Annotated in this window: 19 protein-coding genes; 7 read left to right on the top strand and 12 right to left on the bottom strand. The window is 64.2% G+C overall.

The genetic code is table 11. From position 1 onward, the window contains the following. Positions 1–184 precede the first annotated feature (184 nt). From DBIPINDM_RS28520 to DBIPINDM_RS28500, 5 genes are all read left to right on the top strand, one after another. Positions 185–1,222 carry a LacI family DNA-binding transcriptional regulator gene (locus DBIPINDM_RS28520; RefSeq protein ID WP_258582323.1) on the top strand — a complete coding sequence of 346 codons (1,038 nt, stop codon included), beginning with the start codon at positions 185–187 and terminating at the stop codon, positions 1,220–1,222. A gap of 63 nt (positions 1,223–1,285) precedes the next feature. Then, positions 1,286–2,533, top strand: coding sequence for an ABC transporter substrate-binding protein (locus tag DBIPINDM_RS28515; protein ID WP_258582322.1), 1,248 nt, complete (start codon positions 1,286–1,288; stop codon positions 2,531–2,533). Between the two features lie 195 nt (positions 2,534–2,728). Next, entirely contained in the window at positions 2,729–3,658 is a 930-nt protein-coding gene (locus DBIPINDM_RS28510; protein WP_258582321.1) for a carbohydrate ABC transporter permease, read from the top strand. Then, positions 3,658–4,515, top strand: a complete 858-nt coding sequence (locus DBIPINDM_RS28505; RefSeq protein WP_258582320.1) for a carbohydrate ABC transporter permease — start codon at positions 3,658–3,660, stop codon at positions 4,513–4,515. Before DBIPINDM_RS28510 ends, DBIPINDM_RS28505 begins: the two co-directional genes overlap by 1 nt. A gap of 52 nt (positions 4,516–4,567) precedes the next feature. Beyond that, positions 4,568–6,556: a glycoside hydrolase family 127 protein gene (locus DBIPINDM_RS28500; RefSeq protein ID WP_258582319.1), complete on the top strand. Its 1,989-nt coding sequence runs from the start codon at positions 4,568–4,570 to the stop codon at positions 6,554–6,556. Positions 6,557–6,649: 93 nt separating this feature from the next. Here DBIPINDM_RS28500 and DBIPINDM_RS28495 read toward each other — a convergent pair whose 3' ends face one another. From DBIPINDM_RS28495 to DBIPINDM_RS28465, 7 genes are all read right to left on the bottom strand, one after another. Then, positions 6,650–7,744, bottom strand: a complete 1,095-nt coding sequence (locus DBIPINDM_RS28495) for an acyltransferase family protein (protein WP_258582317.1) — start codon at positions 7,742–7,744, stop codon at positions 6,650–6,652. A gap of 388 nt (positions 7,745–8,132) precedes the next feature. Then, positions 8,133–8,525, bottom strand: a complete 393-nt coding sequence (locus DBIPINDM_RS28490; RefSeq protein WP_258582316.1) for a DUF1801 domain-containing protein — start codon at positions 8,523–8,525, stop codon at positions 8,133–8,135. Between the two features lie 34 nt (positions 8,526–8,559). Continuing rightward, positions 8,560–8,988: a DUF1801 domain-containing protein gene (locus DBIPINDM_RS28485; protein WP_258582315.1), complete on the bottom strand. Its 429-nt coding sequence runs from the start codon at positions 8,986–8,988 to the stop codon at positions 8,560–8,562. 11 nt (positions 8,989–8,999) lie between these two features. Beyond that, positions 9,000–9,221: a hypothetical protein gene (locus DBIPINDM_RS28480; RefSeq protein ID WP_258582314.1), complete on the bottom strand. Its 222-nt coding sequence runs from the start codon at positions 9,219–9,221 to the stop codon at positions 9,000–9,002. A 38-nt stretch (positions 9,222–9,259) separates the two neighbouring features. Further along, entirely contained in the window at positions 9,260–9,652 is a 393-nt protein-coding gene (locus DBIPINDM_RS28475) for a VOC family protein (RefSeq protein ID WP_258582313.1), read from the bottom strand. A 178-nt stretch (positions 9,653–9,830) separates the two neighbouring features. Continuing rightward, positions 9,831–10,262: an SRPBCC family protein gene (locus tag DBIPINDM_RS28470; protein ID WP_258582312.1), complete on the bottom strand. Its 432-nt coding sequence runs from the start codon at positions 10,260–10,262 to the stop codon at positions 9,831–9,833. Beyond that, positions 10,259–10,582, bottom strand: coding sequence for an ArsR/SmtB family transcription factor (locus tag DBIPINDM_RS28465; RefSeq protein WP_258582311.1), 324 nt, complete (start codon positions 10,580–10,582; stop codon positions 10,259–10,261). Before DBIPINDM_RS28465 ends, DBIPINDM_RS28470 begins: the two co-directional genes overlap by 4 nt. 100 nt (positions 10,583–10,682) lie before the next feature. On the opposite strand from DBIPINDM_RS28465, the gene DBIPINDM_RS28460 reads away from it, so the two are divergent. Continuing rightward, positions 10,683–11,186, top strand: a complete 504-nt coding sequence (locus DBIPINDM_RS28460; protein ID WP_258582310.1) for an NAD(P)H-binding protein — start codon at positions 10,683–10,685, stop codon at positions 11,184–11,186. Continuing rightward, on the top strand, positions 11,176–11,529 hold the full coding sequence (locus tag DBIPINDM_RS28455; RefSeq protein ID WP_258582309.1) for a hypothetical protein: 354 nt from the start codon (positions 11,176–11,178) through the stop codon (positions 11,527–11,529). Before DBIPINDM_RS28460 ends, DBIPINDM_RS28455 begins: the two co-directional genes overlap by 11 nt. On the opposite strand, the gene DBIPINDM_RS28450 is transcribed toward DBIPINDM_RS28455, so the two are convergent. The 5 genes from DBIPINDM_RS28450 to DBIPINDM_RS28430 form a co-directional block, all read right to left on the bottom strand. After that, the gene (locus DBIPINDM_RS28450) at positions 11,526–12,245 is read right to left on the bottom strand and encodes a gamma-glutamylcyclotransferase (RefSeq protein ID WP_258582308.1); all 720 of its coding nucleotides are present in this window, start codon (positions 12,243–12,245) and stop codon (positions 11,526–11,528) included. The genes DBIPINDM_RS28455 and DBIPINDM_RS28450 overlap by 4 nt on opposite strands. Before the next feature lie 409 nt (positions 12,246–12,654). After that, positions 12,655–12,801, bottom strand: a complete 147-nt coding sequence (locus DBIPINDM_RS28445) for a helix-turn-helix domain-containing protein (RefSeq protein WP_258582307.1) — start codon at positions 12,799–12,801, stop codon at positions 12,655–12,657. Between the two features lie 35 nt (positions 12,802–12,836). Beyond that, positions 12,837–12,971, bottom strand: a complete 135-nt coding sequence (locus DBIPINDM_RS28440) for a hypothetical protein (protein ID WP_258582306.1) — start codon at positions 12,969–12,971, stop codon at positions 12,837–12,839. A gap of 49 nt (positions 12,972–13,020) precedes the next feature. Then, a complete protein-coding gene (locus DBIPINDM_RS28435) occupies positions 13,021–14,055 on the bottom strand; it encodes a hypothetical protein (protein ID WP_258582305.1) in 1,035 nt (344 codons plus the stop codon). Continuing rightward, positions 14,055–15,035, bottom strand: coding sequence for a hypothetical protein (locus tag DBIPINDM_RS28430; RefSeq protein WP_258582304.1), 981 nt, complete (start codon positions 15,033–15,035; stop codon positions 14,055–14,057). Before DBIPINDM_RS28430 ends, DBIPINDM_RS28435 begins: the two co-directional genes overlap by 1 nt. Between the last annotated feature and the right edge of the window lie 4 nt (positions 15,036–15,039).

Genomic DNA, 15,039 nt, shown 5'->3' with positions numbered 1-15,039 from the left:
TCAGCCCTTTCTCTTCCCACCGACAGACCTTCGCCACTTTTCCCCTTGAACGATCCCCTAATCTGGCCTAGCCTGACTTGAGAAAAGGTTTTTCCAAACAGTTTCGATCGGGCTCGGCCATTGGCCGGGCCTTATTCCGGCCTGTAAGAGAAAACCTTTTCTCAACTAAGGATTCCTCGGCGCGATGACATCGGAACCTGTCCCGGTCTTTCCCAAGCCCGTCACCTTGCGTGACGTGGCGGCGCAGGCCGGCGTCAGCGTCGCCACCGCCTCGAAGGCGCTCAACGACCAGGGGCGCATGACCGCCGAGACGCGCGAGCGCATCCGCGAGACAGCGCGCAGCCTGGGCTTCCGGCCGAACAGCCTGGCGCAGAGCCTGCTCCGGCGCCGCTCCTTCACCGTCGGCCTGCTCACCAACGATACCTATGGCCGCTTCTCGCTGCCGCTGATGTCGGGCATTTCGGACGCGCTGGTCGACAATGGCGTCTCGGTGTTCCTGTGCAATGTCGAGGAGGATCCACGCCTCGGCCAGTTGCATGTCGAGGCCATGCTCGACAAGCGCGTCGACGGCATCATCGCCACCGGCAAGCGCATCGACCGCCATCTGCCTGTCGACCTCGCCAATCTACGCATTCCGGTGATCTATGCCTTCACCCAGCCCGATCCCGACGCCGTCGCCTTCGTCTCCGACGATGCCGGTGGCGCGCGGCTGGCGGTCGAGCATTTCTGCCGGCTCGGCCGCAGGCGCATCGCCCATGTCAGCGGGCCGGCGAGCTTTGCCGTGGTGCACGCCCGCGCCCAGGCCTATCGCGATGTACTCGCCGAAAATGGCTTGCCGGTGACCGAACCGCTGCTCGGCTCCTGGTCGGAAGCCTGGGGGCACGAGGCGGTGGCGCAATTGTTCGACGGCAAAAGCGAAAGACCGGACGCCGTCTTTTGCGGCAACGACCAGATCGCGCGCGGCGTCATCGATGCGTTGCGCGAGCGAGGTTTGAGCGTTCCCGGCGATGTCGGCGTCATCGGCTTCGACAATTGGGAGATCGTCGCGGAGGCGACCCGCCCGCCACTGACCTCGGTCGACATGAACCTGGTCGCCCTCGGGCGCGAGGCGGGGCTGACCCTGCTTTCACTGGTCGGCGGCCAGCCCGCCGCGCCAGGCATTCGAAAACTGCCGTGCCGGCTGGTGGTGCGGCATTCCTGCGGCCGTCCACCGGACGGCTGAAACGAAAGCGCCGCGTGATCGGCGCCAAGCCGCGGACAGCGGCCAACCCTGGAGGAGGAGAAGATGAGGAACCTGATTGCCAAACTGACCCTGGCCGCTGCCGTGCTGGGCAGCGGTCTCGGCACTGCCGCCGCCGACACCGCCAACATCTGGGTGCGCGCCGACGGCTCGAATTTCATGCCGAGGATCGTCGACGCCTACAACAAGGCGCACAAGGACCAGGTCAAGCTCGACATCATCCCGAATGCCGAGATCATCCCGAAATATGGCGCGGCCGCAGCCGGCGGCACGGCGCCCGACGCGCTGTCGCTCGACCTCATCTACACGCCGTCCTTCGCCGCGGCCGGCCAACTGGAGGACATCACCGACTGGGCCAAGTCCCTGCCCTATTTCGCCAGCCTGTCGCCGGCGCATGTCAAGACCGGCACCTACAAGGACCACATTTACGGCCTGCCCTTCTCGGCCGATGCCTCGGTGCTGATCTGGAACAAGAAGCTGTTCAAGCAGGCCGGCCTCGACCCTGAAAAAGGCCCCACCAACTGGGCCGAAATCGCCGCCGACGCCGAAAAAGTCAACGCGCTTGGCGGCAACATCAAGGGCTTTTATTTCTCCGGCAATTGCGGCGGCTGCAACATCTTCACCTTCACGCCGCTGATCTGGGCCTCGGGCGGCGATATCCTGAGCGAAGACGGTTCGAAGGCGACGCTGGACAGCCCGCAATTGCGCGGCGCCATCGATCTCTACCGCTCGATGGTCAAGAAGGACCTGGTGCCGGCGGGCGCGCAGACCGACACTGGCGCCAATTTCTTCGCGGCGTTTGCCGCCGGCAATATCGGTATCTCGCCGTCGGGCGCCTTCGCCATCGGCGCGCTCAACACCCAGTATCCCAATGTCGACTACGGCGTCACCTTCCTACCGGGCAAGGATGGCAACTGGTCGTCCTTTGCCGGCGGCGACAATTTCGTCGTCACCAAGGGCACCAAGAAGCTCGCCGTGGTGAAGGAGTTCCTGGACTTCGCCTATTCGCTCGAAGGCCAGACCATCCTCGCCAAATATGGCAGCCTGCCGGTGCGCGGCGACATCGCCAAGGATGCGCTCAAGGATCTCGATCCGCGCTACCAGATCGCCGCCGAGGCCATGGCCAAGGGCAAGACGCCCTATTCGGTGGTGTTCAACGACCTGATCAACTCGGCCAACGGCCCATGGACGCAGATGGTCAACGAAGTCTTCTTCGGCGACGATGTTGACGGTGCCATAGCCAACGCGCAGCAGACCATGCAGTCGATCATCGACCAGGCGCCGCAGAAGTAGCGGCCGCCTGCCGGCCGCCCGCCTGTCTCCCTGGGCGGGTGGCCGGCGCGCCTTACCCTCCCCCTTGTGGGGAGGGTCGCTGCGAAGCAGCGGGGTGGGGGTCTGCGTCAGCCCCCCACCCGGACCTGCGGTCCGACCTCCCCACAAGGGGGAGGTAGGGCGGCCAACTGGATCCGACGCAAGAACGGGCAAGCCATGACCACTATCACAGCCACAACCACCGCCCCGCCCCGCGCCCGAAAGCTCGTCGGCGCCGGCCGCCGGCAATGGATCGGCTTGCTCTATGTCGCGCCAGCGGTGGCGCTGGTCATGGTGTTTTTCGTGATCCCGCTCGGCATGACGGCGTGGATGTCGCTGCACAACTGGCCGCTGATGGGCGAACATTCCTTCATCGGCCTCGACAATTATGTCGCCATCCTGCGCGACACCAGGTTCTGGAACGCGCTCAAATTCACCGGCTACTACACCGTGATCGTCACCATCGCGATCTTCGCCGTCGCCTTTCCCCTGGCGATCTTCATCGAAAAACCGCGACCGCTGACCAACCTCTACCGCACCTTCTTCTTCATGCCGGCGGTGGTCGGCTTCGCCTCGGCGAGCCTGCTCTGGTCATGGCTGCTCAATGTCGATTCCGGCCTGTTCAGCCCGGCCGCCTACGACCTCGGCCTGATCGACAAGAAGTTCAACCTCTTGGCCACCTTCCAGCCGGCCTTCTGGTCGATCATCGCCATGGTCGTGTGGAAGGTCGCCGGCTTCACCATGATCATCCTGATGACCGGCCTGCAATCGATCCCGCAGGACCTGCAGGAGGCCGCCGTCATCGACGGCGCCGGGCCGTTCGCGCGGTTCCGGGCGATCACCTTGCCGCTGATGCGCCGCACGCTGGCGCTGGCGCTGATCCTGTCGGTCGCGGGCTCCATCCTCGCCTTCGACCAGTTCTACATCATCCTGCGCGGCGGCCCGCGCAACCAGACGCTGACGGCGGTCTACTGGATCTTCAACCAGTCCTTCGTCTCGTTCAAGCTCGGCTACGGCGCCGCACTCTCGATGGTGCTGCTGGTGATCCTGGTGGCGCTCAGCCTCATCCAACTATGGCTGCTGCGCAAGCCCGAGGGGCTCGACTGATGGCGCAAGCGATATCAGCCAGGGGCAAGCTCGCCGCGCGCTTCGCCAGGCACGCCACCGGCATCATCGCCTCGGTGCTGTTCGTGGCGCCGATCGTGTGGACGGCGCTGTCGGCCTTCAAGCCGGCAGCCGAAGCGCGCCTGCCGCCGCTGCCGCCATGGCCGACCACGGGCTTCTCGCTCGAAAACTACGCGACGCTCAACTCCTTCGGCGACGGGCTGTGGGCCTCGGCGCAGAACAGCATCTATGTCTCGGTGATGACCGTCATTCTGTCGGTCATCGTCAGCGTGCTCGCCGGCTATGGTTTTTCGCGCTTTCGGTTTCCGTTCAAGGACCTGTTCTTCGTCCTCATCCTGTCGACGATCATGATCCCGTTCCAGTCGATCCTGACGCCGATCTTCCTGGTACTGACCAAGCTTGGCCTGCACAACACGCTGACCGGCCTGGTCGGCGTCTATGTGACGCTGCAATTGCCGTTCTCGATCTTCATGATGCGCAACGCCTTCGACGCGGTGCCGCGCGAGATCGAGGAGGCCGCCCGCATGGACGGCGCCGGCAACGCCACCATGCTGGTCAAGGTGATGCTGCCGCTGGTTTGGCCGGGCGTCGTCACCATCGCGCTGTTCGCCTTCCTCGGCGCCTGGAACGAGTTCCTTGCCGCCCTGGTGCTGATGACCGACCAGTCCAAATTCACGCTGCCGGTGATGATGACCGCGCTGCAGTCGGGCCGCTTCGGCGCCATCGACTGGGGCGCCGTGCAGGCGGGCGTCACCGTGATGATGGTGCCGTGCCTGATCCTGTTCCTTGCCCTGCAGCGCTTCTACATCCGCGGCCTGATGGCCGGGGCCGTCAAGTAATCGCCTGACGGCCGAGGCCGTCAACTGATCGATAGAATAATGGAGTGAGTTCATGACCGCATCGCCATCCCCCCGCCCCGCCACAAAGGGGAAGCCGAAACTCGCCTTCCGCCCGCTGCCGGTGCCGCAGGTCGACGTGCACGGCTTCTGGGGCGACCGCGCCGACGCGGTTGCGACGCGCACCGCCGACATCCTCTACGACCGCTGTGTCGAGGCGCGTATGCTGGAGCAGATCGACCCGGACCGCCCCTCGCCCGGAATTGTTATTCCCTTCCACTCGCCCTCGCCCGATGAAGCCGATCGTCAGGGCGCCGAATTCACCGGCTCGACGGTGACCACACAGATGTTCTGGGATTCCGATCTCGGCAAGACGATCGAGACCGCGGCCTATTCGCTCTACCGGCGCAAGAACCCCGAGCTTGAAAAGAAGATCGATGCCGTCATCGACATGTACGGCAGACTGCAGCAGGAGGACGGCTACCTCTCCAGCTGGTACCAGCGCATCCAGCCCGGCAAGCGCTGGACAAACCTGCGCGACTGCCACGAGCTCTATTGCGCTGGCCACCTGATCGAGGGCGCCGTCGCCTACTACCAGGCGACGGGCAAGCGCAAGCTGCTCGACATTATGTGCCGCTATGCCGACCACATCGCTTCGGTGCTGGGGCCAGAGCCCGGCAAGAAGAAGGGCTATTGCGGCCATGAGGAGGTCGAGCTGGCGCTGGTCAAGCTGGCGCGGGTGACGGGCGAGACGAAATACATGGAGCTGGCGAAATACTTCATCGACCAGCGCGGCCAACAACCGCATTATTTCGACGAGGAGGCGCGCGCCCGTGGCGCCGACCCCAAGGCCTATCATTTCAAGACCTACGAATACAATCAGTCGCACCGGCCGGTGCGCGAGCAGGACAAGGTCGTCGGCCATGCAGTGCGGGCCATGTACCTCTATTCGGGCATGGCCGACATCGCCACCGAATATGGTGACGACACGCTGCGCGTGGCGCTTGACCGGCTGTGGGACGATCTCACCACCAAAAACCTCTACATCACCGGCGGGCTCGGCCCGTCGGCGCACAATGAAGGCTTTACCAGCGATTACGACCTGCCCAATGAGAGCGCCTATGCCGAGACTTGCGCGGCGGTCGGCCTGGTGTTCTGGGCCAGCCGCATGCTCGGCATGGGGCCGAACGCCCGCTATGCCGACATGATGGAGCGGGCGCTCTACAATGGCTCGATCTCCGGCCTGTCGCTCGACGGCTCGCTGTTCTTCTATGAGAACCCACTGGAAAGCCGGGGCCGGCACAACAGATGGAAATGGCACCGCTGCCCCTGCTGCCCGCCCAATGTCGGGCGCATGGTGGCCTCCATCGGCAGCTATTTCTACAGCCTGGCCGACGATGCGCTGGCCGTGCATCTCTACGGCGACTCGACCGCCCGCTTCGACATTGGCGGCATTGCCGTCAGCCTTTCCCAAGCGAGCCACTATCCCTGGGACGGCGCCGTCGACATCACGATCGAGCCGCAGGCGCCGGTCGAGTTCACGCTTCACCTGCGCATACCGGCCTGGAGTTCCAGGGCGAGCCTCGAGGTCAATGGCGAGGCGGTCAAGCTGGTCGATGTCACCAGCGACGGCTATGCCGCGATCCGGCGCAGCTGGAAAAAGGGTGACCGCGTCCGGCTCGATCTCGAAATGCCGATCGAGCGGCTCTACGCCAATCCCGAGGTTCGGCAGGATGCCGGCCGCGTCGCGCTGTCGCGCGGGCCGCTGATCTACTGCGTCGAGGCGACGGATAATGAAAGCCGGCTGCATCGCCTGACACTGCCGCGCACGGCAGGCATAGAGGCGCATGAAGCGCCTGCACTGCTGGGCGGCGTGGTGACGCTTTCAGCCACGGCGCGGGCCGATGCCGGGGATGGGTGGCAGGACGGGCTCTATCGATCCGAACCGCCGGCCAGCGTCGAGACGCGCCTGACCGCCATCCCCTATTACGCCTGGGACAATCGCGAACCCGGCGAGATGCTGGTGTGGCTGCGGGACGGCTGAGACTCTTGTTATGACGCAATTCCCAAGGGAAAGCGCTATGCGCTTTTCCCGGGAAAACCGCTTCACACTTTTCCTGGAATTGCTCAGGCTCGGCTATGTCCGGCTTGATTGGGCGGCGGCAGCGGGCAACACCGTTTTCGGTGCCGCTTGCGGCACGCTGTTGTCGATATGCGCCCAGGCCGGCCGCTCGAACAGGAACATGCCGAAGCCCACGCGTTGGATGATGAGGTAGAGCACCACCGGGCTGATGGTCGAGACCAGCAGCACCGCCAGGCTGAGCATGCCGGTGTCGGTCAGGAGGCCGCTTGCGAGTGCGGCGCCGCGGAACAGCGACATCGGGATGGTGAAGGCGACATAGACGACCAGCGAATGTTCGCCGAGCCAGCGCAGCCATTCCATCGCGGCGAATGTGCAGAGGAGGCCGCCAAGCACGCAGAGCGCCACGGCGCCGGCGACGGCCAAAGTCAGATGCAGCGGCGGCCATGCCGCCAGGCCCATCTGCATGCCGACCGGCTGCATGGCATAGCCCGGTGAATAGACGAGCAGGCCGTTGACGACAGCCCACAACGCCAGGCCGGCGACGGCCAGCATCGGGCGGGGTTGCGTCCATTCGACGAGCCGGAACACGAGCGGCGCCAGCACGAAGCCGAGGTAGAAGAACACGAAATAGGCCGCGAATTGTTCAAGCGCATAGCTGTCGGGATGCGGCGCCCACATCTGCAGGGCGGCAGCACACGGGATGACGATCCAGGCCGGCACGCGGAACTGCCGCAGAAGCTTGGCAACAAGGCCGAACACCGCCAGCATGTAGATGAACCACAACACGCCATAGGGCTGGATAACAGCCATTGCGAGGTCGTGCAGCATGCCGCCGGGATCCCGGCTGAAGATGCCGATCTTCAGCCCGATCGAGATGATCGCCCACAGCACGTAGAAATAGAGATAGTGGACGACGCGCCGGTCTATATAGCGCCGCCACAGCCGGTCGATCACCTGCGACAGGAACAGACCGGAGATCAGGAAGAATTCCGGCATGCGGAACGGCGTCGCGAAGCCGATGACATAATGCAGGAAACCGACGCCGCCCGTGTACTCGCCCGTGTTGTAGGCCGAGTACATCATGACCACGAGAATGATCGAGAGGCCTTTGGCCGTGTCCACCCACGGCATGCGCATCGGGCTGTTCATGGCGAATCCATCCGGAGCCGGCCAACCCGGCCGGCCATCATCCGGCGATATCTAGCACCATCAAGCTTCCCAGATCGTAAACACGCGCTCTTTGCGGCGAGGCTGGCGGTGCCTGCGCGCCATCCTTGACCGCTGCCTTGCAGTGTCGAAATCACTGGCAACCATCTGCCGTCAGCGCTGCCCCTCACCTGCCTGCCGGCATCCTCTCCCCGTAAACGGGGCGAGGGACGCTGTTGTCGCCGCTTTCGCCAATCACCAGCGTTGCAAACAATGCGCCGACGGCGCCGCCAGCCCCTCTCGCCCCGTTTACGGGGAGAGATGTCCGGCAGGACAGTGAGGGGCAGCGCCCACGTTGACCGTTATGGGCAATGGCTATGACGCAGCAGAATTACTTGCGGGACTTAGATGTATTCAAAGCCACCGCAGCCCGCACCAGCGCCTTCAGCGCCTCCTCATTGACCTCCTCACCCTTCTGAAAATCAATAGCCCGCCGTGTATTCCCTTCGAGGCTGGAGTTGAACAGGCGCGAGGGATCGGGCAGCGCCGCGCCCTTGGCGAAGGTCAGCTTGACGACGCTCTTGTAGGTCTCGCCGGTGCAGATCATGCCGTCATGCTCCCACACCGGCACGCCGCGCCATTTCCACGTCTCGACCACGTCGGGATCGGCTTGATGAATGAGCGCACGCAAGCTGCCTAGCATCTCGCCGCGCCAGTCGCCGAGTTCCTTGATCCTGCCGTCGATCAGCTCCGAGGGAGATTTGCTCTCCTGTGATCCGGTCATGCTGTTTCCTCCTCAAAAAATAACAATAGAGCGCTCACATGCGCTCGCCAGGCAATTGGCTGGCCTGCTTCACCCAGGCGCTGAATTGCGCCTCGTCGAACGCGCCGTCCTCATGGATGTTGAGGTAGCGCGTGTCCTGGCTCCGGGATTCACCCGGTGGCACCGGCTGCAGCGACGTGCCGCGAAAGAAAGCCACCTTGATGTATTTGGTGAAGCAATGGAGGCCAAGGAACCAGCCCTCGCCTTCGACACCATAGAGCGGCGAGTTCCATTTGACCGCCTTGTGCACCCCGGGCACGGCGCGCTCGATGAGAGCGTCGAGCCGCCCGCCCATCTCGCGCTTCCAGCCCGGCATGGCCGCGATATAGGCCTGCACGGGAGCGTCGCCATGGCCCTTGGCGATCTGCGGGTTGCCGCCGGAAAGCAGTTTTGGCTCAGCCTTGGCGGCCGTCGACCTGGCCATATCCTTTCCTCCTATCCGTTGACGCGCTGCACGCTGCGTCCTTTCCCGACATAGGGCAGCACGAACATATAGAGGCCGCTGAACAGCAAAAGGAAGAGTGGCGGCAGTGGCGAATAAACCACCCAGGCGGGCGGCTGTCCAAACGCCATGGTGACGAAGTTGGCGACGACGGTCGCCGTGAAGATGATCGACAGCCAGCGATGCGTTTGCCTGATCCATTTGCTCCAGTCCAAAATTACCTCCCGTGAAAACGCGTGAAACAGGGCGCGTACTACCAGCGCGCCAGCTGGGTGATCTGGATGAGATTGCCGCAGCCATCGTTCAGCTTGGCGATGGTCGAGCCGGTCACCTCGGTGGGCGCCATGCTGAACGTGCCGCCATTCGCCATGATGCGCTCATGGTCGCCTTTGATATCGTCGGTGAAGAACATCACCGCCGGCTGGCCCTGCTCGAACATCGCCTGCTGATAGGCCTTGGCCGCCGGATTGTCGTTGAGCGCCAGTTGCAGTTCGGTGCCCTCGGGCTCGTCCGGCGAGGCGACCGTCAGCCAGCGGAACGGCCCGTTGCTGAAATCGGCCTTCTTGGTCAGGCCGAGCACGCCGGTGTAGAAGGCAAGCGCCTTTTCCTGGTCGTCGACATAGATGCTGGTCAGTTTGATCTTCATCGTCTTCCTCCATAGGTTTTGCTGGCGGCAGGCCGCCCGGTGAAGTCAGGTGTGGTTTTTCAGATCGGCCGGCGGCCGGGAGCAATTCCAGGAAAAGTGTGAAACGGTTTTCCGTCCGGAATTGCGTCAAACCAAAGAGATAGAGTGGTTCGCCGTTTCCCGGAAACGGGGAACTGCTCTAGTCCGTCCGGTCGAGAAGCTGCTCCAGCTTCTCGAAGAACTGCGGCCAACCCATCTTGGCGCCGCCATAGGCGCGCCTCTGCTCGGGCCGGAAGCCGGATTGTTCCATGCGCAGATGCGTCCCGGTTGAGGTCGGGGTGAGCGTGAAGGTCACCACGCTTTGCAGATTGAAGGCCGGATCCGGGTGCGCGAGGTTCCAGGTGTAGGACAGTGTCTTGTTCGGCTCGACGGCAAGCACCTCGCAGTCGAGCACGCCGCCCCAATCGGCGCTGATGTTGAAGCGGTGGCCGACGTCAGGCTTGAAATCATTCTTCATCAGCCACTCCTCGATCAGATGCGGTTGCGTCAGCGCGCGCCAGAGTTTTTCCGGCGGATGGGAAATCTGCCGCTCGACGACGACAGTGCGGGTCTCCTGGGCACTATCGTTCACTGGTCCATCCTTTTGAGCAAATCCTCGAGATCGTCGAACCGGGCCTCCCAGAACCCGGCCATGTTTCGTGTCCAGTCCATCAGCGGCGCCAGCGCGCCTAGCTGCGCGCTGTAATGCGTCTGGCGGCCCTCATGGCGGTCGCGCACCAGCCCGGCCTGCTTCAGCAAGCCGAGATGCTTCGACACCGCCGGCTGCGAGACGCCGGACTGGCTCGTCAGCGCCCCCACCGTCTGCTCGCCCTGGCGGCACAGCCGTTCGAAGATCGCCCGCCTGGTCGGGTCGGCGAGCGTCCTGAAGAGCATGTCATGGGTATCAGGCATGTCAGATCGATAACCCCTTGGCTATTGGTTGACGTATAACCACAGGGATATATGTCCGTCAAGTGGGGATTTGGAGGGACAGAAGATTGGAACGGCGGACATGATCCTCGTCACCGGAGCCACCGGCCATGTCGGGAACGCCGTCGTCTCAAGGCTGGTGTCATCAGGCCACGAGGTGGCCGCACTGGTCCGCGACCCCAAAGCCGCGCAAGGGCGCCTGCCCCTGGCAACAGCGCTGCGCGTCGGTGATTACGAGGACGCCGCCGCGCTGAAAACAGCCTTCACCGGCATCGACGAACTGGTGCTGATTTCAAGCGACGGCCATGCGGATACGGTCATGCGCCATCACGCCAACGCCATCAATGCAGCAACGGCCGCCGGTGTCCGCCACATCACCTTCACCAGCATCGTCGATATCGGCGAGGCATCGCCCCTCTACTACGCGCCGGCCTACCGCGACGCCGAGCGCCGGCTGGCCACCTGCGGCGTGCCCTCGACCGTCCTGCGCTGCGGCCTCTACAGCGACTTCATCCTCAACACCTGGCTGACGCCTGCCTCGGGGGAACTGGTGCTGCCTGCCGGACAGGGACTGGTTGCGCGATGACGTGGCAGCGGCCATCGCCGCGGCGGCGGCAAGAGCCGACACATCCAACACCCTCTATACGATCACTGGAGACCGGGCGCTCGGCTTCGACGAGATCGCCGCCTGTTATGGCGAGGTAACGACACGGCCTCTGCGCTATCGTCCCTGCTGCCTCGGCGACGCCCCTGCGTCCGCACGTCTGGACGAGCCCTGGCCAAAGGCTTTCGCCACTCTGTGCTCCTCGATCGCCGAGGGCCGCTATGCCTCAACTTCAAGCGATTTCACCGCGCTTACGGGTAAGGCGCCGGAAAGCTTTCGAGATTTCCTGGGTCGCACGGTCCCCGGAAGGCCTGCGAACGGCTAGACGGCCGCAGGGGTGCGCACGATCTCCTGCGCCACCAGTTCCTGCAACTGCCACAGATTGCGGTCGCGTATGCCGCAGGCGTCGAGATGGCGGATCGTCTCGAACAGATATTGCGCGCCCGAGCCCCAATGGCCGACGGCCCTGGCCAGCGTCGCCGCCACCGCAGGCTTGTCGAGCTTGCCGGCATAGCGCGGATTGGCCGGATCGACGACGAAGCCGAGCGCCCGGCTCGCCCCGCCTTCGGTGCTGACCTGCAGCCAGCGCGGCACGTTGACGGCGGGCAGGATGGTCATCTCGCGGCGCAGCAGTGCTTCGAGATTTTCGGCAACCGGCTCGGCGATCTCGAACACCATGCCCTGGCACTGGCCGCCGCGATCGAGCGCCATCATCAAGCCGGGCTGCTCAAGCGTGCCGCGAAAGCGCTGCACCGTGAAGCAGAACGAGCGGTGCCAGCCCCGCGCCACCGCCCTTTCGCCGCCCCTCACCTCGCCAGCCGGCTTCCACAACAGCGAGCCATAGGCGAACAGTTTTAGCGGCCCGGGCGGCGCGCCGGCCAGGATCTCGTCGCGAAACCGCGCATAGTCGGCGTCGATCATATAGACCATGCCCGGCGTCGGTCCGGCATCCTCCACCACCCGCATGGTTCGCGCCACCAGCGCCTCGGTCAGCGCCATCGGCACCTTGCGCGGTGGTGCGGTGGAAATAGGCTTGTTCATGTTCGTCATGTTGCTGAAGGCCGAGGGATTCTCAAGAGCCAGAGCTTCTCGAGCGCCGACTCAGAATCTCAGCTGGCGCGCCCAAGCGTTTGAAAAGACTCGGTGCACAGTCCTAGAATTGGCCGCCCTTCCCAGCGTCGTCATCCTAGAGCGAAGCAGGAGCGAAGCTCCGTCGCGGAGACCCTAGGATCCATTCCGTGACGTCTATCGAAGTGTGCAGCGGAGCAGAATTCTGCACCGTGGCAGCGCATCCGAGTCCCGGCATGGATCCCTTGGGCTGCGGAGCAGCTCCAGGGGTCTGCGCTGCGTCGCTACGCTCCTTGCTCCGCCCGTGGATGACGACGGGCGTTTCCGCCAACGTGGCAAAGTGTGGCCGGTCAACGCAAGCCAACCGCCCTCTATGCCTCTCCTACCGCCCCGGCGCGGCACTCAGTTCGCTGCGCCGCCAGGCGGCGGGCGAGATGCCGACCGAGCGTTTGAACTCGCGGCCGAAATGATAGACGTCGCAGAAGCCGCAGGCTTCCGCCACCTCGGCCAGCGGCTGCTCGCCCTGCACCAGCAGGGATCCGCGACGCCCGCGTGGAGGCGCTGTCAGGCTTCCGCAAGGAGGTTGCGAACGGCAGCTATCCCGCCGACGCCGAAGTCGCTGGCATTGCGGATGCCGAGCTGGAGGCGTTTCGCGAGGGGCTGGGGCGCGGCCGGACTGAACACCTTGGGCGCCTGCATCGCCCAATCGGCGGGCCCGCAATCGCCATCGAGGCGGCCCTTATCCAAATTAGTGCGGAGGGTGATCTGGCCGGTCGTTGCAGCCGTCGACGTAGGGATGGATCGACCACTTGGAGCCGGGCCGCGCCTGTTGTTGCTTGGTGAGCGGATCCTGGGATTGCTTGTAGCCATCCTGGTAGATGCGAATGATCTCGTCGATATCGGCGGGCCAGTCGCCATCCCACGGCTTTCCCACAATCTGCGCCTGCTGGACCGGATGCAGTTCGTTGTGGCCCTCATGAAAGCTGTCGTGGATGTGGCCGGCGTAATAGACCCAGCGGCCGGTCACGCCCAGGATCATCGCTCCGGTTCCATCGCCTTTGTTGGTCTCGATGCTGGGCAGGCCGGCATCGCTCGGACTGGCCGTGTCGGAACTGCTGAAAGCCGCACCGAGCAGGGCGGCAAGCAAGGCGAGAAGCGCCAGGATATAGGCGACGACCACGCCGACGCCCGACATGCATACGGCCAGCGCCGTCATGGCCGCGATCAGGGCAAGGATGTTGACGGTCTGCAGGTCGTGGATCGACGCCCCCTCGAACTCCACATGCAGTGCCTCGGACTTCACGCCGGTCGCCTTGTCCTCCGCCGGATTTCCGGTGAACAGCAGACCGTGCGAGGAGGTGATGGCGTTTTCCGCCATCAGATAGCCGAACGGAACGCTGGCGTCGGCAACGGCCTGGCTGACGCCCACCGGGTTGTTCGGCAGCAAAAGGTTAAGGCTGTAGTCGGAGTCCAGGCTTCCGGGCCAGGTCTTCTCCGAGGGCGGCTCGATGCTGATGACCATGCCGACGATGCTCACCGGGCTCTGGTCACCGAGGCAGACCAGCCGGTTGTTGAGCCACCAGTCGCAATAGGCGAGAATCCAGACGATTGCGGTCACCACCAGTGCGATCGGCAGGCACCATGGCTCGCCCATCGCGACCACCACCACGACCATCACGGCCGCGAATATGCCACTGGTAATCGCCGCGCTGATGTACTGGTTGACCGAGATCACCTTGTCCGCGGTCGTGCATTTGGTCCAGGATTTGTCGTCGGTGGCCATCACGGCTCCACGCTGCTGAGGACGGTCAAGGTGACGCCGCCGCTGGCATGGTCACCCTCGTCAAACGCATTCACATTGAGAGCTTGCCGGCCCGTCCAGCCGGCCGGTGGGGTGGCGGTCACCGTGATCGTCACCTGTTCGCCCGGCGCCAGCGACGGCTGGTCGGGCGAAATCTCGATCGTCCAGCCGGGCGGCAGCAGATGCGCCGACGGCAAATGTGCCGCGAGCAGGCGCTCTTGCTCCGCCTTGGCCGTCTCTTCGTTCGGTTGCCGCTCGTCGCGGCAGGGGCTGAGCGGCGGGATGGTGTAGGCATCGACGGTGAACCGATACCGGTGCGGCCGGCGTGTCGCATTGCGCAGCTCGAATTGAAATGTCGCCGGCGACTGCGCCAGCCCGACATCGGTGTTCTTCTGTCCGAGATTGTTGGCGTAGTTGGCGTCGTCGGCCGGGTCGAGCAGAGCCTGCAGGCAATAGTGACCGGCTTGCCGCGGCGTATGCCAGTCGAAGGAGACGAACCCGGGCTGGCTGGCGGATCCGATCACCCCGACCGAGACCGGCCTGGTGTCTATCGGATGCGATACGGTTCCGATGCCAAACGACAGATAGGACAGGTGAACCGGCATCTTGACGACGACGGCGTCCATCGAGGCGTTCCAGACGCGGACGCGCACCTCGTAGTCGGTGTCCGCCTGCAGCTTGCCGGCGGGCACGGGAACACCGCCCTGGCGCACCTCGATATCTGGATTGTCCCAGGTCACCGCGAGACCCAGGCCGATCAGGTAATACTGGTCGTAGATCAGCGGATCGGGCCGGTAAAATGCAGGATGGTCGATCGGCACGCAATGTGCCCGGGACCCCTTCTGGTCGACACGGCGGTCACCCCCCAGCCGCCACCGGCGGCAGAAGCGGTGCGCCATCTCGATCAGCGCCGGAATCCAGGCGGAGAACAGTACTCGCAGGATTGCCGCTATTCCACGCATCGAC

The organism is Mesorhizobium sp. AR02 (assembly GCF_024746835.1).
Classification (GTDB): domain Bacteria; phylum Pseudomonadota; class Alphaproteobacteria; order Rhizobiales; family Rhizobiaceae; genus Mesorhizobium.
This window is presented reverse-complemented; position numbering and strand designations above follow the sequence as displayed.